Source organism: Streptomyces sp. NPDC030814 (assembly GCF_055572155.1).
In genome coordinates this window covers 33,818-56,174 of the sequence record NZ_JBVIDX010000010.1, presented here as the reverse complement: position 1 = coordinate 56,174, position 22,357 = coordinate 33,818, and the positions used below count along the sequence as shown (strand labels likewise).

General features: G+C 70.8%; 21 protein-coding genes and 1 pseudogene. 13 read left to right on the top strand and 9 right to left on the bottom strand.

Annotated elements, in window-relative coordinates; genetic code table 11:
* The first annotated feature begins 6 nt into the window (after positions 1 to 6).
* On the top strand, positions 7 to 543 hold the full coding sequence (locus ACZ43N_RS21845; RefSeq protein WP_468099569.1) for an arginine repressor: 537 nt from the start codon (positions 7 to 9) through the stop codon (positions 541 to 543).
* Between the two features lie 92 nt (positions 544 to 635).
* Here ACZ43N_RS21845 and ACZ43N_RS21840 read toward each other — a convergent pair whose 3' ends face one another.
* The 5 genes and pseudogenes from ACZ43N_RS21840 to ACZ43N_RS21820 all read right to left on the bottom strand — a co-directional run.
* Positions 636 to 1,430: an FAD:protein FMN transferase gene (locus ACZ43N_RS21840; protein WP_468099567.1), complete on the bottom strand. Its 795-nt coding sequence runs from the start codon at positions 1,428 to 1,430 to the stop codon at positions 636 to 638.
* A 4-nt stretch (positions 1,431 to 1,434) separates the two neighbouring features.
* Positions 1,435 to 2,535, bottom strand: coding sequence for an FMN-binding protein (locus tag ACZ43N_RS21835; protein ID WP_468099566.1), 1,101 nt, complete (start codon positions 2,533 to 2,535; stop codon positions 1,435 to 1,437).
* Between the two features lie 123 nt (positions 2,536 to 2,658).
* A complete protein-coding gene (locus ACZ43N_RS21830) occupies positions 2,659 to 3,996 on the bottom strand; it encodes a ferredoxin reductase family protein (RefSeq protein ID WP_468099946.1) in 1,338 nt (445 codons plus the stop codon).
* A gap of 145 nt (positions 3,997 to 4,141) precedes the next feature.
* A complete protein-coding gene (locus ACZ43N_RS21825) occupies positions 4,142 to 4,729 on the bottom strand; it encodes a pyridoxamine 5'-phosphate oxidase family protein (protein ID WP_468099565.1) in 588 nt (195 codons plus the stop codon).
* Between the two features lie 659 nt (positions 4,730 to 5,388).
* Positions 5,389 to 6,213 (bottom strand): annotated as a pseudogene (locus ACZ43N_RS21820) (hypothetical protein); the annotation flags it as partial.
* Positions 6,214 to 6,447: 234 nt separating this feature from the next.
* Between ACZ43N_RS21820 and argH the strand changes: the two are divergent.
* The 4 genes from argH (at position 6,448) to ACZ43N_RS21800 (ending at position 11,203) form a co-directional block, all read left to right on the top strand.
* Positions 6,448 to 7,878, top strand: a complete 1,431-nt coding sequence (gene argH / locus ACZ43N_RS21815) for an argininosuccinate lyase (RefSeq protein WP_468099563.1) — start codon at positions 6,448 to 6,450, stop codon at positions 7,876 to 7,878.
* A gap of 93 nt (positions 7,879 to 7,971) precedes the next feature.
* Positions 7,972 to 8,943, top strand: a complete 972-nt coding sequence (locus ACZ43N_RS21810) for an aldo/keto reductase (protein WP_468099562.1) — start codon at positions 7,972 to 7,974, stop codon at positions 8,941 to 8,943.
* A 188-nt stretch (positions 8,944 to 9,131) separates the two neighbouring features.
* On the top strand, positions 9,132 to 9,683 hold the full coding sequence (locus ACZ43N_RS21805) for a TetR/AcrR family transcriptional regulator (RefSeq protein WP_468099560.1): 552 nt from the start codon (positions 9,132 to 9,134) through the stop codon (positions 9,681 to 9,683).
* The gene (locus tag ACZ43N_RS21800) at positions 9,680 to 11,203 is read left to right on the top strand and encodes an MFS transporter (RefSeq protein WP_468099558.1); all 1,524 of its coding nucleotides are present in this window, start codon (positions 9,680 to 9,682) and stop codon (positions 11,201 to 11,203) included. Before ACZ43N_RS21805 ends, ACZ43N_RS21800 begins: the two co-directional genes overlap by 4 nt.
* Positions 11,204 to 11,319: 116 nt before the next feature.
* On the opposite strand, the gene ACZ43N_RS21795 is transcribed toward ACZ43N_RS21800, so the two are convergent.
* Together ACZ43N_RS21795 and ACZ43N_RS21790 are read right to left on the bottom strand one after the other, a co-directional pair.
* Positions 11,320 to 12,057, bottom strand: a complete 738-nt coding sequence (locus ACZ43N_RS21795) for a hypothetical protein (protein ID WP_468099556.1) — start codon at positions 12,055 to 12,057, stop codon at positions 11,320 to 11,322.
* Between the two features lie 367 nt (positions 12,058 to 12,424).
* Positions 12,425 to 13,099: a lysophospholipid acyltransferase family protein gene (locus tag ACZ43N_RS21790; protein WP_468099554.1), complete on the bottom strand. Its 675-nt coding sequence runs from the start codon at positions 13,097 to 13,099 to the stop codon at positions 12,425 to 12,427.
* A gap of 329 nt (positions 13,100 to 13,428) precedes the next feature.
* On the opposite strand from ACZ43N_RS21790, the gene ACZ43N_RS21785 reads away from it, so the two are divergent.
* The 3 genes from ACZ43N_RS21785 to ACZ43N_RS21775 all read left to right on the top strand — a co-directional run bounded on the left by ACZ43N_RS21785 (position 13,429) and on the right by ACZ43N_RS21775 (position 15,818).
* Entirely contained in the window at positions 13,429 to 14,622 is a 1,194-nt protein-coding gene (locus ACZ43N_RS21785) for a glycerophosphodiester phosphodiesterase (protein WP_468099552.1), read from the top strand.
* A 146-nt stretch (positions 14,623 to 14,768) separates the two neighbouring features.
* Entirely contained in the window at positions 14,769 to 15,275 is a 507-nt protein-coding gene (locus ACZ43N_RS21780) for an RNA polymerase sigma factor (RefSeq protein ID WP_468099551.1), read from the top strand.
* A 45-nt stretch (positions 15,276 to 15,320) separates the two neighbouring features.
* Entirely contained in the window at positions 15,321 to 15,818 is a 498-nt protein-coding gene (locus ACZ43N_RS21775) for a GNAT family N-acetyltransferase (protein WP_468099549.1), read from the top strand.
* Between the two features lie 69 nt (positions 15,819 to 15,887).
* On the opposite strand, the gene ACZ43N_RS21770 is transcribed toward ACZ43N_RS21775, so the two are convergent.
* Positions 15,888 to 16,262, bottom strand: a complete 375-nt coding sequence (locus ACZ43N_RS21770) for a hypothetical protein (RefSeq protein WP_468099944.1) — start codon at positions 16,260 to 16,262, stop codon at positions 15,888 to 15,890.
* Between the two features lie 85 nt (positions 16,263 to 16,347).
* Positions 16,348 to 16,707, bottom strand: a complete 360-nt coding sequence (locus tag ACZ43N_RS21765; RefSeq protein WP_468099547.1) for a hypothetical protein — start codon at positions 16,705 to 16,707, stop codon at positions 16,348 to 16,350.
* A 488-nt stretch (positions 16,708 to 17,195) separates the two neighbouring features.
* On the opposite strand from ACZ43N_RS21765, the gene ACZ43N_RS21760 reads away from it, so the two are divergent.
* The 5 genes from ACZ43N_RS21760 to cbiE all read left to right on the top strand — a co-directional run bounded on the left by ACZ43N_RS21760 (position 17,196) and on the right by cbiE (position 22,012).
* On the top strand, positions 17,196 to 18,239 hold the full coding sequence (locus tag ACZ43N_RS21760) for a methionine ABC transporter ATP-binding protein (RefSeq protein WP_468099545.1): 1,044 nt from the start codon (positions 17,196 to 17,198) through the stop codon (positions 18,237 to 18,239).
* Complete coding sequence (locus ACZ43N_RS21755; protein ID WP_468099543.1) at positions 18,236 to 18,967, top strand: methionine ABC transporter permease; 732 nt, start codon at positions 18,236 to 18,238, stop codon at positions 18,965 to 18,967. Before ACZ43N_RS21760 ends, ACZ43N_RS21755 begins: the two co-directional genes overlap by 4 nt.
* An 83-nt stretch (positions 18,968 to 19,050) precedes the next feature.
* Positions 19,051 to 19,884 (top strand): MetQ/NlpA family ABC transporter substrate-binding protein, encoded by an 834-nt coding sequence (locus tag ACZ43N_RS21750; RefSeq protein WP_468099542.1) that lies wholly within the window; start codon positions 19,051 to 19,053, stop codon positions 19,882 to 19,884.
* Between the two features lie 157 nt (positions 19,885 to 20,041).
* Positions 20,042 to 20,680, top strand: a complete 639-nt coding sequence (locus ACZ43N_RS21745) for a GNAT family N-acetyltransferase (RefSeq protein ID WP_468099540.1) — start codon at positions 20,042 to 20,044, stop codon at positions 20,678 to 20,680.
* Positions 20,681 to 20,803: 123 nt separating this feature from the next.
* Positions 20,804 to 22,012: a precorrin-6y C5,15-methyltransferase (decarboxylating) subunit CbiE gene (gene cbiE, locus ACZ43N_RS21740; RefSeq protein ID WP_468099538.1), complete on the top strand. Its 1,209-nt coding sequence runs from the start codon at positions 20,804 to 20,806 to the stop codon at positions 22,010 to 22,012.
* The last annotated feature ends 345 nt before the right edge of the window (positions 22,013 to 22,357 follow it).

The following is a 22,357-nucleotide window of genomic DNA, read 5'->3' as shown; positions in this document are numbered from 1 at the left end:
ACGACGATGAGCCAGGAGCAGGAGCACGACCAGGCGGGGCCCGCGGTGCCGCAGACCCGTACCGCACGCCACCGGCGGATCGTGGACATCCTCAACCGGCAACCGGTGCGCTCGCAGAGCCAGTTGGCGAAGCTGCTGTCCGACGACGGGCTGAGCGTCACCCAGGCGACGCTCTCCCGGGACCTGGACGAGCTGAACGCGGTGAAGATCCGCAACACCGACGGCGACCTCATCTACGCGGTGCCGAGCGAGGGCGGTTTCCGTACGCCCCGGGCGCCGCTGGGCGAGTCGGCGAAGGAGGAGCGGATGCGGCGGCTCTCCGCGGAGCTGCTGATCTCCGCGGAGGCGTCCGCGAACCTGGTGGTGCTCCGTACGCCGCCGGGCGCGGCCCAGTTCCTGGCCTCGGCCATCGACCAGGCGGAACTGCACGACGTGCTGGGCACGATCGCCGGAGACGACACGCTGCTGCTGATCAGCCGTGATCCGGTGGGCGGGCAGGCGCTGGCGGACCACCTGCTGCGGCTGGCCCAGAACGGCCACTGAGGGGGAGACGCGCGGGGACACCGGCCGCGAGTGGGATGCGGTCGGTCGCCCGCGCGGTCCCGCGCGGTCCCGGCGCGGGCCGGTCGGCCCGGTCAGCCCAGGCGGGAGGCCAGCCCTCCCGTGCAGCGCACCTCGTCGCCCGCCGTGATCAGCAGGGCCTCCACGTCCGGCAGGGACTCCAGCCAGGCCAGGCCCTCCCGCGACCCCATCGCGAAGGCCGCCGTCGCCCAGCAGTCCGCCCAGGTCAGCCGGGGAGCGACCACCGTCACCGACACCAGGTCCGTGACCGCGGACTTGCCGGTGCGGGGGTCGACGATATGGGCGCCCCGCTCGGCGGTGCCCGAAGTGGCGACGGCCAGCCGGTCGGCGCCGGCCGCGGTGACGACCGCGGCCAGCCCACCCGGCCGCAGCGGATCGGCCACGCCCACCCGCCAGGGCCGGTCGGGGCCCGGTACACCGCACAGCTGGACGTCGCCGCCGCCGTTGACGCTCACCCCTTCCGCGCCCGCCTCGACCAGACGCAGGGCCGCCCGTTCGGTCGCCCACCCCTTCACCAGGCCGGTCGGATCGAAGCGGCCCTCGTAGGTCGCGCTGAACCAGCCGTTGCTCACCCGCTCGGCCTCGGAGCACAGTCCGAGCACCTCGGCGACCTCCGGGACGCACTCCTCGATCGTCGTCTCGGCCCGGGCGAGCCGGGAGATCTGGCTCTGCTCGCGGTAGGTGCTGAACACCTCGTTCACGGTGTGGAGCCCGGCCACCGCCTCGTCGAGCGCGGCCCTGATCGCCGTCGGCTCGCCTCCCCGGATGTCGAAGGAGAAGACGGTGCCCATGACCTCCTCGGCGTGCCGCAGCTGGGCGGGCGCGGCGGCCCCGGCGGGTTCGGCCACAGGATCAGCCCGCCTGGTCGAGGGCGGACTGCACGGACTTCTTGTACCCCTCGCTGGTGTACGTGGCACCTGAGACAGCATCGATGTCGGCGCTCCCCGCCGCGACGGCGTTCTGGTTGAGCTTGGGGATGGCGGTGCCGCTGATCTGGGTGGAGCGGCCGCCGCTGGGCTGCTGCAGCGCCTCGGCGTCGGTGATTTTGCCGTCGGTGACGGTGATGCGGACCTGCACCGGTCCGTAGTCCGTCTTGACGGCCGAGCCCGTGAGCACCTGGGTGCCCGTCGCCTTCCCGGCCCCTGAGTCCGCGGCGCCTTCGCCCGCGCCTTCGCCCGCGTTCTGCGATCCGCCCGCCTCGGTACCCGAGCCCTGTGCGCTGCCGGCCTGGTCGAGGGCGGACTGGAGGGACTGCTTGTAGCCGTCGCTGGTGTAGGTGGCGCCGGAGACGGCGTCGATGTCGGCGGAACCGGCGGCCACGGCCGCCTGGTTGAGCTTCGGAATCGCGGTGCCGCTGATCTGCGTTGAACGGCCGCCGCTGGGCTTCTGGACGGCTTCGGCCTGGGTGATCTTGCCGCCGTCGACGGTGATGCGGACCTGGACCGGGCCGTAGTCGGTCTGCACGGCGGTACCCGTGAGGGTCTGCGCGCCCGAGGCCTGGGCGCCGGAGCCCTGTGCGCTGCCGGCCTGGTCGAGGGCCGACTGGAGGGACTGCTTGTACCCGGTGCTCGTGTACGTGGCGCCGGACACCGCGTCGATGTCGGCGTTGCCCGCTGCCACGGCCGCCTGGTTGAGCTTGGGTATGGCGTCGTTGCTGATCTGCGTTGAACGGCCGCCGCTGGGCTTCTGGACGGCTTCGGCCTGGGTGATCTTGCCGCCGTCGACGGTGATGCGGACCTGGACCGGGCCGTAGTCGGTCTGCACGGCGGTACCCGTGAGGGTCTGCGCGCCCGCCACCACCCCGCCCTGGGCCGACGGCGCGCCCCCGGCGGCTCCGGCCTGTACCGATCCGGCCGGGTCCGAGGCCGGTTTCAGCGACAGCAGCAGCACGATGCCCGACACGGTGGCGGCGGTGGCGAGCAGGGTCCGCCGGATGGGGTGGCTCTTCTTCATCGCTCCTTCAGCTCCTGAAGTGTGAAGTCTCGTAAGGGGAAGCCCCGTGGGGAAGCCCCCATGGGCAGGGGTCGGCGGGGGACGGCCCCGTGGTGAGCGCTCGACGGCCCGAAGGCCCGTCGCTCACATCTCGAACGACTCGTGGTGGATACGGCGGGTGGGAACGCCCGCCCCGCGCAGTGCCTCGTACACGCCCTGGGCGAAGCCGGGCGGACCGCACAGGAAGACGTCGTGGCGATCGATGTCCGGGATCTTCCGGCGCAGGGACTCCGCCGAGATGTCCGGGCGCTCGCCCTCCGGGCTGTTCACCGCGTACATCAGCCGCGCCCCGCGCTCCTCCGCGATCTGCGCGAGTTCGTCCCACAGGGCCAGGTCCTGGGTGCTGTTGGCCCGGTAGAGCAGGGTCAGGTCACCGGCCGCGCCGGGCAGCGTCTCGAACAGCGCCCGCATCGGGGTGATGCCCACCCCGCCGGCCACCAGCAGCACCTTGCCCCGGCTGCGCTTCGCGGCGGTGAGCGCCCCGTACGGGCCCTCGGCCCACACCCGGGTGCCGGGCTCCAGGTCGCGCAGGGCGGAGCTGTGGTCGCCGATCGCCTTGACGGTGATGCGCAGCATGTTGGGGCGGGGCGCCGCCGACAGCGAGTACGGGTGCGAGCTGAACCGCATACCCGGCGCCAGGAACCGCCAGCGGAAGAACTGCCCGGCCTCCGCGCCCATCCGGTGCAGCTTGCGCCCGCTCATCAGCACCGAGACGATGCCGGGCGACTCCTCGATGACCGCCTCGACCCGCAGCCGGTGCCTCATGTTCAGCCGGATCGGGGTGAGGATCCGGTACCAGATCACCAGCGCGGTCACCGACCCGTAGAGCGCGTACCAGGCGGTCTTCGCCTCGGGGGTGGCGGCGAACTCGTTGCCGGTGGTGATCTGGTGCCAGAACGTCAGGAACGTCGCCGCGTACGTCAGCAGGTGGGTGTGGTACCAGAGGTCGTACGGGATCCGCTTGCGCACCGGGCCGATCGAGATCAGGCCGATGAACACCAGCAGACCGGTGCCGATGGCGGCCTTGCCCATGTCCGGCAGTTGATTGATGGAGTCGATGGTCTGCTGGAGGATCGCGGTGTGGGTCAGACCGGCCTGCAGGGCGTACCCGTACATCGTGAGAACGACGTGCGCCACGACCAGGCAGAGCGTGTAGCGGCCGGTCATCGCGTGCCAGCGTGCCACCCGGTCGGAGCCGACCCGGCGTTCCAGAGCGGGCACCCGCGCCATCTGGAGCACGACCAGCGCCATCAGGTACCCGCCGAGCAGGCCCGTGATCCGGCCGGCGTTGACCATCTGGCTGCCCTGGTCCGCGATGGACGGCGTGTTGTCCCACCACAGCCACACCACCGCCGCCGCGCCCGCCCAGAAGACGATCAGGAGCGGGACGGCGGGGGAGCGGCGAGGTCGGATGCGGCGCATCGTCTGGCGTCGCGCGGCGCGACCTCCGGCGATCGTGGACACGGTTCCTCCGTGGTGGGCTGGACCCTTGGCCCACACGTACGTGCAGGGAGTGCCGTGTGTTCAACGTGGTGGGGAAACCGCTCGGCGAACGGGATGTTCCGTTTCAGCCGGCCGAGGGCGGCAGCGGCAACGGCAGCCCGGGCAGTCCGTCCAGGCTGGTCTCGATGTGCTCCTTGGAGCGGAAGTACGCGGTGAGCGAGTCGTCGTCCTCGCGCGCGAAGCGGCGCCCGTGCAGATCCCGGTCCTCCTCGTACGCCATGAAGGGCACCGCGTAGCCGCAGCTGTCGCGGACGAGTTCGGCCCGCACGACGACGACGGCGCGCAGACCGTGTTGGGCGGGGTCGATGTCCGGGAAGCGCGCCAGGAGCTCCGGGAAGCGCGGGTCGTCACGGAAGACGGCCTCGCCCTTGCCGTGGACGCGCACGATGGTGGGCGGCCCCTGGAAGGCGCACCACATGAGGGTGATCCGGCCGTTCTCCCGCAGATGCGCGATGGTCTCCGCGTTGGACCCCGCGAAGTCCAGGTAGGCCACGGTGAGTTCGTCGAGGACGGCGAACGAGCCGCGCAGGCCCTTGGGGGAGAGGTTGACCGTGCCGTCGGCGGACAGGGGCGCCGTCGCGGTGAAGAAGAGGGGCTGGGCCTCTATGAACGTACGCAGGCGGCCGTCGATGCGCTCGTAAGTCTTTCCCATGACTCATGATTCTCGGCGTATATCGTTCGCCTGTCTAAGGAAAAACGAATTCCGGGTGGATCGCCATCGCTGGGATCCACCCGGAATCGGAGCCGGTCTTGCATGGCCGCCCCGGCCGGCGCGCGGGGCGGCCACGGCCCCTGTCGCCCACGGGGGCGCAGGAGGTCACTCGCCGGATGAGCGGGTCGGCACGAGCGGCCGACCCGAGCGGCACTCGCCGGGCGAGTCCCCGGCACGGCTCACTGGTTGAGCTGGCAGGGGGCGAGCTTCTCCAGGCCCTCGGGCTTGGCGGCGGCGCGGCCGATCGCGGTCTCGATGCGGTTCAGCGCGGCGACGCGCTTGTCCTCCAGCGGGCCGAGGATGGCGTTGTTGACGAAGTTGGGGCCGCCCTGGCCGGCGGTGTCGACGAGGCGCTTGTTGGCCTCCTGGATCTGGGTGTCGAGCAGCTCCAGGTTGCGCGTGACCTCGGCCTGCGCGGACGCCGGGATGGCGGGCAGGCTGCCCTCGACGGCCGGGCAGGAGATGGTGCCCGGGGCGCCCGCGTTGTTCTCGGCACCGGCGTTGCCCGCGTTGCCCGCGTCCTCGCCCGCACCGGCCTCGGCGCCGGCTCCGGCCTCCTCGCCCGCGCCCGCCTGGTCACCGGCGCCCGCGGCGCCACCCTGGTTGAGCTGGCAGGGGGCGAGCTTCTCCAGGCCCTCGGGCTTGGCGGCGGCGCGGCCGATCGCGGTCTCGATGCGGTTCAGCGTCGCGACGCGCTTGTCCTCCAGCGGGCCGAGGATGGCGTTGTTGACGAAGTTGGGGCCGCCCTGGCCGGCGGTGTCGACGAGGCGCTTGTTGGCCTCCTGGATCTGGGTGTCGAGGAGGGCGAGGTTGCGGTCGACCTCGGCCTTGGCGGAGGCGGGGATGGCGGGCAGGCTGCCCTCGACGGCCGGGCAGGAGATGGTGCCCGGGGCGCCCGCGTTGTTCCCCGCACCGGCGTTGCCCGCTTCGGCCCCGGCGTCCGCACCGGCACCGGCGCCCGCCTGGTCACCGGCGCCCGCGGCGCCGCCCTGGTTGAGCTGGCAGGGGGCGAGCTTCTCCAGGCCCTCGGGCTTGGCGGCGGCGCGGCCGATGGCGGTCTCGATGCGGTTCAGCGTCGCGACGCGCTTGTCCTCCAGCGGGCCGAGGATGGCGTTGTTGACGAAGTTGGGGCCGCCCTGGCCGACCGTGTCGACGAGGCGCTTGTTGGCCTCCTGGATCTGGGTCTGCAGCAGGGCGAGGTTGCGGTCGACCTCGGCCTTGGCGGACGCGGGGATCGCGGGCAGGCTGCCCTCGACCGCCGGGCACGCGATGGTGCCGGGGGACGCGGCGTCCTGCCCGTTCTTCTTGCCACCCTCACCGGCGAGAGCGGAACCCGCGATGACCGCTCCGGAGAGCACGACCGCGGCGGCGCCGCCGATGATCCCTACGCGACGCTTGTTGTACTTCGGAAGAGCCCTGGACATGCGGATGCCTCACTCGGGTCAGGTGTGGTCGGTGTGATCTAACGCGGCGCCTGCGTTCGGGGAGAGGTACGGGTAAGCGGTTTCGCGTGTTCAAGGGTTCTTGCTTTTCTCTTGAACTTCTCTCACATTGACGATTCATGCAGAGTTCTGCATAATCATGCATGGCAAGCGTCGGCCGCCGACGGTCGCGGCGGACGCCCGTGGAAGATCCACACCTCTCTAGGAGCAGCGCAAGTGAGCAGCAACAGCGGTGACGTTCGGCTCTGGGGCGGCCGTTTCGCCGACGGTCCCGCCGAGGCCCTGGCGAAGCTGTCCGCGTCCGTCCACTTCGACTGGCGACTGGCGCCCTACGACATCGCGGGCTCCCGCGCCCACGCGCGCGTGCTGCACAAGGCGGGGCTGCTCACGGACGACGAGCTGACCGACATGCTGGCCGGGCTCGACCGGCTGGAGGCGGACGTCGCCGACGGCTCCTTCGTCGGCACCATCGCCGACGAGGACGTGCACACCGCCCTGGAGCGGGGACTGCTGGAGCGCCTCGGCCCCGACCTCGGCGGCAAGCTGCGCGCCGGCCGCTCCCGCAACGACCAGGTCGCGACCCTCTTCCGCATGTACCTGCGTGACCACGCCCGTGTCATCGGCGGCCTCATCGCCGAACTCCAGGACGCGCTGGTCAGCCTGGCCGAGGCCCACCCGGACGTGGCGATGCCCGGCCGCACCCACCTCCAGCACGCCCAGCCGGTGCTGTTCGCCCACCACGTCCTCGCGCATGTGCAGTCGCTGTCGCGCGACGCCGAGCGGCTGCGTCAGTGGGACGAGCGCACGGCGGTCTCCCCGTACGGCTCCGGCGCCCTCGCCGGCTCCTCCCTCGGCCTCGACCCGGAGGCGGTCGCGAAGGACCTCGGCTTCGAGCACGGCAGCTCGGGCAACTCCATCGACGGCACGGCCTCCCGCGACTTCGTCGCCGAGTTCGCCTTCATCACCGCGATGATCGGGGTGAACCTCTCCCGGATCGCCGAGGAGGTCATCATCTGGAACACGAAGGAGTTCTCCTTCGTCACGCTCCACGACGCGTTCTCCACCGGCTCGTCGATCATGCCGCAGAAGAAGAACCCGGACATCGCCGAGCTGGCCCGGGGCAAGTCCGGCCGCCTCATCGGCAACCTGACCGGCCTCATGGCGACCCTGAAGGCCCTCCCGCTCGCCTACAACCGCGACCTCCAGGAGGACAAGGAGCCGGTCTTCGACTCCATCGACCAGCTGGAGGTCCTCCTGCCCGCCTTCACCGGGATGATGGCCACCCTCACCGTCCACCGCGAGCGCATGGAGGAACTGGCCCCCGCAGGCTTCTCCCTCGCCACCGACATCGCCGAGTGGCTGGTCAAGCAGGGCGTGCCGTTCCGGGTGGCGCACGAGGTCGCCGGCGAGTGCGTCAAGGTCGCCGAGTCCGAGAACAAGGAGCTCGACGAGCTGACGGACGAACAGTTCGCCAAGATCTCCGCCCACCTCACCCCCGAGGTCCGCACGGTCCTCAACGTCCCCGGCGCCCTCGCCTCCCGCAACGGCCGCGGCGGCACGGCCCCCTCCGCGGTCGCCACCCAGCTGGCGGAGGTCAAGGAGAACCTGGCCGTCCAGCACGCCTGGGCGACGGCGAAGCAGGGCTGACGCCGACGCCGGTCGCCCCGGCACCGCACAACCAAGGTCATCGCGGGTTACGTTGGTCGCAAGCCGTAAGGAGCCGACCGAACGGAGCCCGCGATGCCCTTCGCGCGACTGGCCTCAGCGACCACCCCCACCTGCCACATCGGACTCGGCCTCGCAGCCGTCGGCCGCCCCGGCTACATCAACCTCGGCCGGGACGAGGACCTCGGACCCGACCGCGGCGTCGAGGCGCTGCGCACCCGCACCCACGAACTCCTCGACGCCGCCTACGCGCAGGGCGTCCGCTACGTCGACGCGGCCCGCTCCTACGGCCGCTCCGAGGAGTTCCTCGCCGACTGGCTGAAGGCCCGCCCCGACATCGACGACATCGTCGTGGGCAGCAAATGGGGTTACACCTACACCGCCGACTGGACCACCGACGCCGAGCACCACGAGGTCAAGGACCACGGCGTCGCCACGTACGAGCGGCAGCGCGCCGAGACCGCCGAGCTGCTCGGCGACCGGCTCGACCTCTACCAGATCCACTCGGTGACCCCGGACAGCCCGGCCCTCACCGACAAGGAACTCCACGCCAAGCTGGCCGAAGCGGCCGCCCAGGGCATCACGATCGGTTTCTCCACGAGCGGCCCGGCGCAGGCCGACGCCATCCGGGCCGCCCTCGCCGTGACGGTCGACGGCGAGCCCCTCTTCCGCACCGTCCAGTCGACGTACAACGCGCTGGAGACCTCCGCCGCCCCCGCCCTCGCCGAGGCGCACGACGCCGGGCTCACCGTGATCGTCAAGGAGGGCATGGCCAACGGCAGGCTCGCCGAGCCGCACGCGCCGGACGCGCTGCGAGCCGTGGCCGCGGAGACGTCCCTCGGCTGCGACGCGGTCGCCCTCGCGCTGATCCTCCGCCAACCATGGGCGGGCGTCGTGCTGTCCGGTGCCGCCACCGTCCACCAGCTCGCCTCCAACCTGCACGCGGCGGTCGTGGACCTGGACGACGACCAGCTGACCCGGCTCGAGACGCTCGTCGAGGAGCCGCGCACCTACTGGGAGAAGCGCGGCCAACTGCCCTGGCACTGAGCGGCACGGGCTGAGCGGCACGGGCTGAGCGGCCAGGGGCTGAGCGGCACGGGCTGAGCGGCGCGCCGTCGCAGGCTGGCAGTACGCCGGTCGAGCGGTGCGCCGACCTCAAGCCACGCACACCTGAGACGTGAGACATACATGCCCGTGCTGAGACAAGAATGTCTCACGTGGTCTATGGTTGTCTCATGGCTGTCGACCGTGACCACGTGCTGCGCAGTGCCGCGGCCCTGCTGACCCGTAAATCCACCGCGACCATGGACGAGGTTGCCAAGGCCGCCGGGATCAGCCGGGCCACGCTGCACCGTCACTTCGCGGGGCGGGACGCACTCGTCCTGGCGCTGGAGGCGCTCGGCATCGCGGAGTGCGAGACCGCGCTGGACGCGGCCCGCCTCGACGACGGCCCGGCGCGCGACGCCGTACGACGCCTCGTGCGCGAGATCGAACCGGCCGCGGGCCTGCTCGCCTTCCTCTACACCGAGAACCAGCTGTTCGAGGGGGAGGGGCAGAACGAGGGCTGGGCCAGGATCGACGACCGCGTCGCGGCCCTGTTCAGACGAGGTCAGGCAGCCGGAGAGTTCCGCATCGACCTGACGCCGGCCTGGCTCACCGAGGCGCTGTACGGCCTGCTGGCCTCCGGCGCCTGGGCGGTGTCGGAGGGCCGGGTCGCCGGCAAGGACTTCACCCACATGATCGTCGAGCTGTTGCTCGGCGGCGCACTACGGAGAGAGGAATCATGACCAGCACCCTGCAGCCGGCGTCCACGACCGAGGCGGTGAAGCGGCCGGGCCGTTGGCTCGCGCTGTGCGTCCTCGTGCTCGCCGTGCTGCTGGTGGCCGTCGACGCGACCGTCCTCGGTCTCGCGACCCCCTACATAAGCGAGGACCTCAAGCCCTCGGGCACGCAGCTGCTCTGGATCGGTGACGTCTACTCGTTCGTCATCGCGGGCCTGCTGGTCTCGGCCGGCAGCCTCGGCGACCGTATCGGCCGCAAGAAGCTGCTGCTGATCGGCGCCACGGCGTTCGGCGCCATATCCGTGCTCAACGCCTATGCGACGACGCCCGAGATGATGATCGTCGCGCGGGCGCTGCTCGGCGTCGCGGGCGCGACCCTGATGCCCGCCACCCTCGCCCTGATCCGCAACCTCTTCCACGACCCGCGGGAACGCAGCCTCGCCATCGGCATCTGGGGTGCCACCGCCTCCGCCGGAACCGCGGTCGGTCCCGTCGTCGGCGGATTCCTGCTGGAGCACTTCTGGTGGGGCTCGGTCTTCCTGATCAACCTGCCCGTGATGATCGTGCTGGTCCTCGTCGGTAGCAAGCTGCTTCCCGAGTCCCGCCACCCGAACCCCGGCCCGTGGGACCTGCTCAGCGTCGGCCTGTCCCTCGTCGGCATGATCGGTGTGGTGTACGCCGTGAAGGAGATCGCCAGCCACGGCATCGACGGCAACGCGCTCGCCGCGGGCCTGTTCGGCGTCGCCGCCCTGTTCTTCTTCGTGCGCCGTCAACTGGCCCTGCCGCAGCCGCTGCTGGACATGCGTCTGTTCCGGGACCGTGGGTTCTCGGGCGCCGTCCTCGCCGACCTGCTGACCGTGTTCGGCCTGTCCGGCCTCGTCTTCTTCCTCTCCCAGTACCTGCAACTCGTCCAGGGAAGGCGGCCCTTCGAAGCGGGCCTCGCGGAACTCCCCGCCGCCGTGGGCGCGGTGGTGGCCGGTCTGATCGCGGGCCGCACGGCCCGGCGCTTCTCGGTACGGGCCGTCGTCGCCGGCGGCCTGGCGTCGACCGGCCTGGCGCTGGGCGTCCTGACGGTGATCGACGAGTCCACCGGCTATCCGCTGCTGGGAGCCGCCCTCCTGGTCGTCGGCGTCGGCGCGGGCTTCTCCTTCACGGTGACCGCCGACGTCATCCTCTCCTCGGTACCCAAGGAGCAGGCCGGAGCGGCCTCAGCGGTCTCCGAGACGGCATACGAACTCGGCGCGGCCCTCGGCATCGCCCTGCTCGGCTCGATCGTGACCGGCGTCTACCGGGGCTTCGCCGCACCGGCGGGCACCCCGGCCGGGGCCCACGAGTCGCTCGGCGGGGCGGTGGAGGTGGCCGCCGGCCTCCCGTCGGAGCGGGCCGAGGCCCTGCTCGCATCGGCCCGGGAGTCCTTCGTCGACGGCCTCACGCTCGCGGCCGGAGTGGGAGCGGCCATCCTGCTGGCAACGGCGGCCGCGGCCTGGTTCATGCTGCGGGGGCAACGGCTCGACAGCAAGGCCTAGATCGGGTGCAGATCCCGTCGGGGAAAGCCAGGGCGCCGTCGCGGCCGTGAACCACTGCGGCGCCCTGGCGCACGATCGTGCCTTGGCGCACGGCCCACGAGCCCCCTCCGACAGCCCTAGCGCGGTCGCATCAGAGCGAGGTCCTCGCCCCACGCGTCCAGCACGCCGCCGTGCCCGGCTGCTCGCGCCGCCGCCTCGACACGGGCGAAGAGCTGCCGTTGCAGGGAGACGTCGCCGGTGGTCGAGACGTGCTCCACGGCACGAAGCAACACGGTGGTGTCCCAGCCCGGCAGCGGGTGCCGGCCGAGCTCCCACTCCAGGTACTTGTTGTACGGGCGGGGGCGACGGTCGAGAGCGAAGAGCAGTTCGAGCAGAAACCGCACGCTGTCGGCGGCGTCGAGACGCGCGGCGAGTGCCTGGCCGTCCCGGTGGTTCTTGACGGAGCGGTAGAGAGAGTTGGCGTAGGCGTCGAGCCGACCGCCGACGGCCCGGAACGCCTCGTCGGCGTCCAGTCGGGCCTTGTCGGCGAGGATCCGGGCGATGCCTCCGTCGAGGCGGTCGAGCACGATCCGGGCGCGGGCGAGGGCGTAGCGCTCGAAACCGGGCATGCCGGCCGCCCGGAAGGCTTCGAGGGAGAGGACGACGAGGTCCAGCTCGGGGGTGCGATGGCCCGTGAACCGGGTGAGATCGCTTGTCGCCTCATCGGCGAGGACCACGTACAGGTCGTGGTCGGAGTGCTCGGTGCTCATGCCGTCATGAGCCCGCGAGCCCTTGAGGACGAGGCCGACGACGGCTGGATCGGCGCCGGCGAGCCGGACGAACGCGTCGTAGGTGAGCGTCTGCTGCACGGTCATGGTGCGGATCTCCGGTGGTGTGACGACGGGTATGCCTGCGGGACGGCCCCCGTCAGGGAGCCGCCCCGCACCGTCTGCGGCAGCACACGGCTGCCGCCCGGAAGATCAACGCACACCGGGACCCTACCGCCCCTCCGGGCGCCGGGTAAGGGGTCCTTTCACTATGAGCGTCCGATCAGGTCGCGTGGTCCGGTGCCGTGCATAGCAAGGCACCGGAAGGTCCTCGTAGCGGAGCTAACAGGACCTCTGGGCAACGCGGCGAGGTGCGGTGCCAGACCGCGCGACCCGGGCGGGCACAGTGAAAGGACCCCCAAGGCCCGGAAGACGCCGGAGGACTCCCGGCGTCCTCGTCACGAAGCTCGGGGAGTTACGCCGCTTCCTTCGCCTTGGACGCGTACATGTCCACGTACTCCTGCCCGGAAAGCCGCATGACCTCGGCCATCACCGAGTCGGTGACCGCCCGCAGCACATACCGGTCCCGGTCCATCCCCTCGTACCGGGAGAACTCCATCGCCTCGCCGAACCGCACCGTCACCCGGTGCGGCCGGGGCAGCCCCGCACCCCCCGGCTGGATCTTGTCCGTGCCGATCATGGCGAACGGAACGACCGGAGCGCCGGTCATCAGCGTCAGCCGGGCGATACCCGTACGTCCCCGGTACAACCGGCCGTCGGGCGACCTCGTGCCCTCGGGGTAGATGCCGAACACCTTGCCCTCGTCGAGGATGCGCCGCCCGGTCATCAGGGCGGCGACACCGCCGCGTCCGCCGTCGCGGTCGACGGGGATCATGCCGACGCCGGTGAAGAACCACGCCATCAGCCGCCCCTTGAGGCCCTTGCCGGTGACGTACTCGTCCTTGCCGATGAAGCAGACCTGGCGGTCGCAGACCAGCGGCAGGATCATCGAGTCGATGAAGGTCAGATGGTTGCCGGCGAGGATCACCGGGCCGTCACCCGGAATGTGCTCCGCACCCTCCACCCGGGGGCGGAACATCAGGCGCATGATCGGTCCGAGCACTGCCTTGATGAGCGCGAAGCGGGACAACAGGCCCTCCCATGTCAAGGTTCCGGAACAAGTCTGTGCAGGTGAGGACGATACTCCCGCCCCCGAGGCCGGCGCACATCGGTTCACCGAGTGGATACGCACTGTTGACATACCTTTACCTGCGGTATCGCCTGGATGGCGGACGCCCGCCGCCCCGGACCATGTGACGGACATCGCGCCAGACATCCGACACTCCGTCAAACTCCGCCACTCTCATGACACAAGGCGTCACCCGTGTGTTCGGTACCAGGTCTCCCTACGGTCACCTCGCGGCACCTACGATCAACCCGGTTTGACAGGTGCAGGGCACAGCGGTGGGAGGAGCCGACATGGGGACGCAGGAGTCGCGTCAGTCGCAGGACCCGAACGAGCAGGGGCGCGGAACGGGCAGGCGGGCGCTGCTCGGGGCGGCGGTGCTCGGCGCGGGCGGAGCCGTCCTCGGGCTGCCGGCCACGGCGAGAGCGGACGAGGCGAAGGCGGCCGGCGCGTCGTCGCACGGCGGCTACCGGAGCCTGCCGGTGCCGACGGTCATCGCGCACCGAGGGGCCAGCGGCTACCGCCCGGAGCACACCATCGGCTCGTACCAGCTGGCCCTCGACATGGGCGCGCACGTCATCGAACAGGACCTCGTGCCCACCAAGGACGGCCACCTGGTGTGCCGTCACGAGAACGACATCACCGGCACGACCGACGTGGCGGCCCACCCGGAATTCGCCGACCGCAGGACCACGAAGGTCGTCGACGGCGTCTCCTACACCGGCTGGTTCACCGAGGACTTCACCCTCGCCGAGCTGAAGACCCTGCGCGCCAAGGAACGCATCCCCGGCACCCGGCAGGAGAACACGCTCTACGACGGCCGCTGGGCGATCCCCACCTTCGAAGAGGTCCTGCGCTGGGCCGACAAGGAGGGCAAGCGGCGTGGTCGGCGGATCTGGCTGCACGTCGAGACCAAGCACCCCACCTACTTCCGCAAGCTGGGTCTCGGTCTGGAGGAGCCGCTCGCCAACCTGCTGCGCAAGTACGACCGCCACCGGAAGAACTCGCCGGTCTTCCTGCAGTCGTTCGAGCCGAGCAGCATCCAGCGCCTCAACCGCCTGGTGGACAGCCCCCTCGTCGTCCTGCTGTCCGGCGCCGCCACCCGCCCCTGGGACTTCGTCGAGGCCGGTGACCCACGCACCGTCGCCGACCTGGTCAAGCCCGAGGGTCTGGCGTGGATCGCCTCCTACGCCAACGGCATAGGCCCCACCCTCGACCTGATCATCCCGCGCGACTCGGGCGGCCGGCTCACCACGCCCACCACCCTTGTCGCGGACGCGCACGCCAAGGGCCTGATCCTGCACCCCTACACCATGCGCAACGAGAACAGCTTCCTGCCCGCCGACTTCCGCAGGGGCACCGACGCCAACGCCTACGGCGACGCCTTCGGCGCGTTCAAGGTGTACTTCGAGACGGGCATCGACGGCATCTTCACCGACAACCCGGACACGGGCCTGCTGGCCCACGCGGACTTCGTCGGCGACTGACCCGCGGCCCCGGAGCCTCCTCGGGGAGCCTCCTCGGGGAGCCCCCCCCGGTGCCTCCACGTCAACCGATGCACCGCATGCACCGATTGGGGTGACACCCCGCCGCCCCGGCAACCCCCTGCCGGGGCGGCGGCGTCCCGGGGCATATGACACCCGAGATGCTCGCCACCCTCCGCCCCCAGCTCGTCGCCGAGGTGTCGGCCGAGGCGTACGCGGCCGGCACCGAGGAGGGAGACCTGGAGCAGGCGGTCTGGCTGCGTCTGCTGGAACGTCTCGACACCGACGGCCCGCCCAGCGATCCCGAGAGCTGGCTGCGCAGCGCCGTCCGCTTCGAGGCCCGCCTCAGCCGCCGCGCGGCCAGGATCGAACAGCCGTATGGTGCGGAGCCCGTCGACGTCCACGCGCCCGGTCCGGAACAGCTGGCGCTCACCGCGGCCCGCCGCCGGGCCCTGTACGCCGCCGTCCGCCGGCTTCCCGGCCGCTGCCCCCGGCTGCTCGCGGCCCTGCTCTCACCACGGGACCTCACATATCGCGAGATCGCGGGCGAGTTGGGTATCTCACAGGGCAGTCTCGGTCCGGAACGTTCCCGATGTCTGGGATGTCTGAGGCGATTGCTGGCGGCGGAGGTTGCGGCACGCGAACCGCGGGGATAGGAGTGAGGGACAACAGGTGAGCAGGTGAGCGGGAGGCATGCACACATGGGCATGAGCGTGACCATCTCGGTGGCGACCGAGCAGGACGCCGAGCAGATCTTCAGGCTGCAGTACCTGTGCTTCCAGAGTGAGGCCGCGCTGTACGGCAACTACCGCATCGATCCGCTCGTCCAGACCCTCGACTCGGTCCGCGAGGAGGTCGCCTCGGACTGCGTGTTCGTGGCCCGCCTCGGCGAAGAGGTGGTCGGCTCCGTACGCGGCGCCCTCGGCGAGGACGGCGCCGCCTCCATCGGCAAGCTCTGCGTCCATCCGCGCCTCCAGGGCCACGGCATCGGCGCGCGCCTGCTCCGTGCGGCCGAGTCGGCTCTCGTGGAGGAGCACGGGGCCACCAAGTTCCGCCTCAGCGCCGGCCACCGCAGCGAGAGCAACCTCCGGTTGTACCGCCGCGTGGGCTACCAGGCGGTCGGCACGAGCCAGGGGCGCGACGGCGTACCGATGGTGATCCTGGAGAAGCCGGCCCAGGCGTACGTGGCGACGGCCTGACGGCCACCCGTGGAGGTGCGGGGACCGGCTGTGAGCGGCCATGGACGGCACGCGGCCGCCTGACGGACCTCAGGCGGCGTTCCCGTCACGCGCGCTCTTCCGCAACCAGTACATCGCGGTGATCGGCAGGATCACCGGGATGAACAGATAGCCGATCCCGTAGTCCGACCACACCGTCTTGTCCGGGAACGCCGAAGGCTCGACCAGCGTCCAGGTCCCCACGATCAGCACCCCCGCCAGCTCGACCGCGCAGCACACCCGTGCCGCCTTCCGGGCGAACTCCCCGCCCCGCACCAGCGAGTAGGTGATGAACCCGTACACGACGCCCGCGACCGCGGAGAGCGAGTAGGCGAGCGGCGCGTGCTCGAACTCGGTGGAGATCTGGACGACGGACCGCGACACCGCGCCGACGACCATCACGCCGTAGAGCCAGACGAGCAGCATGCCGGGCCCGCCGATGAGACGGGTCCGCTTCGTCTCCCGCGGCTCGTCGTTCTTCTCCCGCTGCTTGTCGTCCGTGGCCGCCACCTCAGCCTCCCCAGATGTCGTAGAGCCGTACCTGCAGCACCGCGAGCACCACGCCGCCCGCCGCGACGGTCACGCTGCCCCACCGGGTGCGCTCCGCCAGGGACATGAACCCCGCCACCGGGATACAGGCGAAGGACCCGAGCAGATAGGAGACGAAGATCGTGGTGCCCTGCTCCGGCTTCTCGCCGCGGGCCAGCAGCACGATCCCGACCGCCAGCTGCACCAGGGTCAGCACCGTCACCACGGCCATCCCGATGAAGTGCCAGTCCTTGGTCGGCTGGTCCCGGTACGCGGCCCAGCCGCACCACGCGGCGAGCAGAAGTGCGGCGACGGCGGTCGCCACCGTCAGGGCAACAAGCATGCCGCGACCCTAGTACGGCGAAAAACGCCCGCCGTCGCCGACCCCGGGCGATGGCGCGCCCGCGCCGGGCGCGGTGGCATTCGACACAGTGGCCGTTGCCCAGAGAATGGACAACGCCGACGTGACCTGCAGCTCTGCCTTTCTGGTCTGTCCAGTATGCGGACAGCCGGCCCTCGCCCCCGACATGCGTCTGCTTTACTGATCTCATGACCACGACGAGCTGCCGCATCTGCGCGACCGAGGCGACCAGGACGCCCGGTGCTCGTTGTATGTGTCGAATGTGCGCCTTCTAGAGGGCCCCCGCACCACCCCCTGAGCCATGGGGGTACCCCCGCTCGAGCCAAGCCGAGAGTGGGGAGCCCCGAAGCGAGCACCTGTGGCACGTCCGTACGCCTCACGCCGTACGTGACCTTCATGCCCCGCGCACACCTTTGTCTCTCGTACCCGGGCACATCCACGCCCGCGTACTCGACAGTGATGGAAACCCAGTGATCACCACATCGGGCCTGACCAAGGTCTACCGCAGCCGCGGCCGCGAGATCACCGCCCTCGACGGCGTCGATCTGCACGTACGCGAGGGCGAGGTGTACGGCGTGATCGGCCAGTCCGGCGCCGGCAAGTCCTCGCTGATCCGCTGCGTCAACCTCCTCGAACGACCCACCTCCGGCACCGTCACGGTCGCGGGCCAGGACCTCACCGCCCTGGCGGGGCGGGGCCCCCGCGCCGGCCGGGAACTGCGCAGGGCGCGCAGCCGTATCGGCATGGTCTTCCAGCACTTCAACCTGCTGTCCACCCGCACCGTCCAGGACAATGTCGAACTGCCGCTGGAGATCCTCGGCACGTCCGGCAAGGAGCGTTCCCGCAAGGGCCTGGAACTGCTCGACCTCGTCGGCCTCGCCGACAAGGCCCAGGCCTACCCGGCCCAGCTCTCCGGCGGTCAGAAGCAGCGCGTCGGCATCGCCCGCGCGCTGGCCGGCGACCCGAAGGTGCTCCTCTCCGACGAGGCCACCAGCGCCCTCGACCCGGAGACGACACGCTCGATCCTGACGCTGCTGCGCGACCTGAACCGGCAGCTGGGCCTGACCGTCCTGCTCATCACGCACGAGATGGACGTCGTCAAGTCGATCTGCGACTCGGCGGCCCTCATGGAGAAGGGCCGCGTCGTCGAGTCCGGCACCGTCGGCGAACTGCTCGCGACCCCCGGCTCCGAACTGGCCTCCGCGCTCTTCCCGGTCACCGGCGAGGCGTCCGGCGACGACCGCACCGTCCTCGACGTCACCTTCCAGGGCGAGACGGCCACCCAGCCGGTCATCTCGCAGCTCTCCCGCACCTACAACATCGACATCTCGATCCTCGGCGCCGCCATCGACACCGTCGGCGGGCTCCAGATCGGCCGCATGCGCATCGAACTGCCCGGCCGTTACGAGGACAACGTCGTCCCGATCGGTTTCCTGCGCGAGCGGGGCCTGCAGATCGACGTCCTCGGGCGCGCCGGCCAGGAGTCCGTTCTCGCGAAGGAAGGTGTCAGGTGAACTGGACCGAGATGCGGCCCCTGCTGGAGCAGGCGTGTGCCGACACCTTGTACATGGTCGGCTGGTCCACGCTGATCGCGGTCGCCGGCGGACTCCCGCTCGGCCTGCTGCTCGTCCTCACCGAGCGCGGCGGACTCCTGCAGAACGTCCTCGCCAACAAGGTCGTCGGGCAGATCGTGAACATCGCCCGCTCGCTGCCCTTCATCATCCTCATGGTCGCGCTGATGGGCTTCACCCGCTGGATCACCGGCTCGACCATCGGCCGTGAGGCCGCGATCGTGCCACTCGCCATCGGCGCCATCCCGTTCTTCGCGCGCCTCGTCGAGACGGCCGTCCGCGAAGTGGACCGCGGGCTCGTCGAAGCCGTGCAGGCCATGGGCGGCAACACCTGGACCGTTGTTCGCAAGGTCCTCGTCCCGGAGGCCCTGCCCTCGCTGATCTCCTCCGCCACCACCACGGTCGTCGCCCTCATCGGCTACTCCGCCATGGCCGGCACCGTCGGCGCGGGAGGCCTCGGCGACATCGCCATCCGGTACGGCTACCAGCGCTTCGAGACCGACCTGATGTGGATCACCGTGGCGGTCCTCGCGGTCGTCATCTCCGTCATCCAGTTCGCCGGCGACTGCGCGGCCCGCGCCCTCCACCGCCGCGGCGGCCGCTCGGGAGCCGCCCCGAGGCTCCGGCTGCTGAAGGCCAGGGCTGCTGCCCCCGAGGTCACCAAGGTCTGACCCCGCATACCTCTCCCGGCACCCGCAGACCTCCCGTCCCACCCACGACGGGACAGCTCCACCCAAAAGGAAAGGCACTTTTCGTGCGTAACACCGCCAAGTTCACCACCGCCGTACTCGCCGCCGGAGCGCTCGCCTTCGGGCTCACCGCCTGCGGCTCCGGCGAGGCCGACACCGCGTCCGACAGCAGCGGACCGCTGGTCGTCGCCGCCAGCCCCACCCCGCACGCCGAGATCCTCACCTTCGTCAAGGACAACCTGGCGAAGAAGGCCGGCCTGGAGCTGGAGGTCAAGGAGTTCACCGACTACGTCCTGCCGAACACGGCCACCGAGGACGGCTCCGTGGACGCCAACTACTTCCAGAACCAGCCCTACCTCGACGACTTCAACAAGAAGCGGGGCACCCACATCGTGCCCGTCGTCACCGTGCACCTGGAGCCGCTCGGCCTCTACTCCGACAAGGTCAAGAGCAAGAACGACCTGAAGACGGGCGCCACCATCGCCGTCCCGAACGACACGGTCAACGAGGCGCGGGCCCTCAAGCTCCTCGACGCCGCCGGGATCATCAAGCTCAGGGACGGCGCGGACAACGCGGCGACCCCCGCCGACATCGCCGAGAACCCGAAGAAGATCGCGTTCAAGGAACTGGAGGCGGCCCAGACCCCGCGCTCCCTGGAGGACGTCGACGCGGCCGTCATCAACGGCAACTACGCCATCGAGGCCGACCTGTCGCCCGCCGACGACGCCCTCGCGGTGGAGCCCGCCAAGGACAACCCGAACGGCAACTTCCTCGCCGTGAAGGAAGGCGGCGAGGACGACCCGCGCGTGAAGAAGCTGGCGAAGCTCCTCACCTCTCCCGAGGTGAAGAAGTTCATCGAGGACAAGTGGAGCAACGGCTCGGTCCTCCCGTCCTTCTGACCGTCCCGCTGAATCGGCGGCACGTATACGGCGTATCGCCACGCATGGGGTCCGCTCCCTCACAGGGAGTGGGCCCCGTGGTGCGATCCAGTGCTTTCATGCTGCATGCTGGGCAGTTCAGCAGCCCCCAAAGGTTTCGAAGGTTACGGAGCGGCGCATGACGAGCACCTTTCCCGACATCTCCATCAGCACGGAGCGGTTGGTCCTGCGCCCGTTCGACGAGGACGACATCCAGGCGCTCACGGAGATGATGAACGACGAGCAGGTGATGGCCTGGACCGACGTCCCGCAGCCTTTCACCGAGGCCGGCGCCCGCAACTGGATCACCGAGTACGCGCCCACCGAACGCACCTCCGGCCGCGGCCTCGACCTCGCCGTCACCGAGTTCCTCACCCAGCGCCTGGTCGGCGTCATCCAGCTGACCAAGACCAACTGGCACGTCCGGTCCACCGAACTGTCGTACGTCGTCGCCCCCTGGGCACGTGGCGAGGGCTACGCTTCCGAAGCGGCCCTGGCCACCGCCCAATGGCTGTTCCGCGAGCAGAAGTTCGAACGGATCGAACTGCGCACCGCCGCCGACAACACCGCCTCCCAGCAGGTCGCGCAGAAGATCGGCTGTATCAGCGAGGGCGTCCTGCGCAACGCCTGCATAGCCCGCGCCCGCACCCCCGAGGACGGCTGGACCGAGGTGCGCACCGACTACATCGTGTGGAGCCTCCTCCCGGAGGACATCGAGGGCGTCAGCGAGGAACTGGCCGACAGCGGCGGTTTCGGCGCGTACTCGGACTGGAACTGACCACCCGCGGGTGCACACGGCCGCCGCCCGGCCGCCGGGCCCCGCCTCTTCACCAGGTACGCTCACGGGACCCCGTGCGGGCTTCCCTGACGAGCTGCGAAAACCTTCTGGAGACTGACGACGATGGCCGACCGGGTCACGGTGATCGGCTGGGACGGCTCCCCCCTGACCGCCGCGGCGCGCTCCGCCCTCGGCGCCGCCACGCTTGTCGCCGGCGCCGCCCACCATCTGGCCCTGCCCGAAGTACCCCCGGCCGCCGAGCGCATCCGGCTCGGCAGCGTCGCCCTCGCCGCCCGCCGTATCGCCGCCCATCGTGGCACGGCGGTGGTCCTCGCCGACGGCGATCCCGGCTTCTTCGGAGTCGTCCGCACGCTCCGGGCCCCCGAGTTCGGCCTGGAGGTCGAGGTCGTCCCCGGTGTCTCCTCCGTGGCCGCCGCCTTCGCCCGCGCCGGAATGCCCTGGGACGACGCCCAGGTGGTCGTCGCGCACCGTCGTACGCTCCGGCGCGCCGTGAACGTGTGCCGCGCCCACACCAAGGTCGCCGTGCTCACGTCACCCGGCGCCGGACCCGCCGAACTCGGCCTGCTCCTCGAAGGAGTTCACCGCACCTTCGTGATCTGTGAGGAACTCGGCACCGAACGCGAACGCGTCACCGTCGTCACCTCCGACAAGGCGGTCGACCACACCTGGCGCGACCCCAACCTCGTCATCGTCATCGGCCCGGCGGGCACGACCGAGGGTGGTGGCTGGGTCGCCGGCCGCGACCCCGGCGCCGGTCCCCGCGGCTGGTCCCTGCCCGCCGACGTCCACGGCGGTGCACTGGGCGAGGGGGAGGGCCGGCTGCTGCGCTCGGCCCAACTGGCCGGCCTCGGACCACGGGTGGGTGACCTCGTCTGGGACATCGGCTCCGGGAGCGGCGCCTTCGCCACGGAGGCGGCCCGCTGCGGCGCCGCTGTCATCGCCGTCGACCGCGACCCCGAGGCCTGCGGCCGTACGGCCCTCGCCGCCCGCCGCTTCGGCGTGCAGCTCCAGGTGGTCCACGGCGTCGCCCCGCACATCCTGGAGAACCTGCCCGAACCCGACGTCGTGCGCATCGGCGGCGGGGGAGCGGCGGTGGTCTCCGCCGTCGCCGACCGGCGCCCCCAGCGCATCGTCACCCACGCGCTCACCCGCCCCGCCGCCGAGCGCGTCGGGCGCGACCTGACCGAACACGGGTACGACGTTGAGTGTGAGTTCGTGCAGTCCGTCGAACTCGACACGAGGGTCTGGACGGAGCGGGAACGGAGCGTCGCGTTCCTGCTCAGCGGGACTTTGCCCGATCGTTCCCAGTGATCCGGTTGTCGTACCGGCGCGGTAGGCTGGCCGACTGTCGTACCGCGCTCCGGCATCCGGCACTTCGTCGGTCAATGTCCGGAAAACGCGCCCGTTTTGAGGGCGTGTGTGGTACGGCGGAACCGGAGGACGCGCAACGTGGCGCAGTCCACAGCGGACCGTCGCCGATCAAGCTGTCGCGACGGCGGGGCGACCGCGACAATGGCCATCGAATGGCTTTGTCGACTTGAAGGCGGGTCGTCACGTGCCGCTGGGCACGCACGCTCGTTCTCCACATGTGGAACGGTCGGTGCGCCGTTCCGGGCCAGCTGGCATAGAGGCACTAACCGATGGGCGAGGGGTACG

Coding starts and splice junctions, on each gene's coding strand:
- ACZ43N_RS21825 (WP_468099565.1), bottom strand. CDS start 4,729: ATGGGAAAGACTTACGAGCGCATCGACGGCCGCCTGCGTACGTTCATA.
- ACZ43N_RS21785 (WP_468099552.1), top strand. CDS start 13,429: ATGGGGACGCAGGAGTCGCGTCAGTCGCAGGACCCGAACGAGCAGGGG.
- ACZ43N_RS21775 (WP_468099549.1), top strand. CDS start 15,321: ATGGGCATGAGCGTGACCATCTCGGTGGCGACCGAGCAGGACGCCGAG.
- ACZ43N_RS21835 (WP_468099566.1), bottom strand. CDS start 2,535: ATGAAGAAGAGCCACCCCATCCGGCGGACCCTGCTCGCCACCGCCGCC.
- ACZ43N_RS21800 (WP_468099558.1), top strand. CDS start 9,680: ATGACCAGCACCCTGCAGCCGGCGTCCACGACCGAGGCGGTGAAGCGG.
- ACZ43N_RS21810 (WP_468099562.1), top strand. CDS start 7,972: ATGCCCTTCGCGCGACTGGCCTCAGCGACCACCCCCACCTGCCACATC.
- ACZ43N_RS21830 (WP_468099946.1), bottom strand. CDS start 3,996: ATGCGCCGCATCCGACCTCGCCGCTCCCCCGCCGTCCCGCTCCTGATC.
- ACZ43N_RS21795 (WP_468099556.1), bottom strand. CDS start 12,057: ATGACCGTGCAGCAGACGCTCACCTACGACGCGTTCGTCCGGCTCGCC.
- cbiE (WP_468099538.1), top strand. CDS start 20,804: ATGGCCGACCGGGTCACGGTGATCGGCTGGGACGGCTCCCCCCTGACC.
- ACZ43N_RS21765 (WP_468099547.1), bottom strand. CDS start 16,707: ATGCTTGTTGCCCTGACGGTGGCGACCGCCGTCGCCGCACTTCTGCTC.
- ACZ43N_RS21845 (WP_468099569.1), top strand. CDS start 7: ATGAGCCAGGAGCAGGAGCACGACCAGGCGGGGCCCGCGGTGCCGCAG.
- ACZ43N_RS21745 (WP_468099540.1), top strand. CDS start 20,042: ATGACGAGCACCTTTCCCGACATCTCCATCAGCACGGAGCGGTTGGTC.
- ACZ43N_RS21780 (WP_468099551.1), top strand. CDS start 14,769: ATGACACCCGAGATGCTCGCCACCCTCCGCCCCCAGCTCGTCGCCGAG.
- ACZ43N_RS21805 (WP_468099560.1), top strand. CDS start 9,132: ATGGCTGTCGACCGTGACCACGTGCTGCGCAGTGCCGCGGCCCTGCTG.
- ACZ43N_RS21770 (WP_468099944.1), bottom strand. CDS start 16,262: ATGCTGCTCGTCTGGCTCTACGGCGTGATGGTCGTCGGCGCGGTGTCG.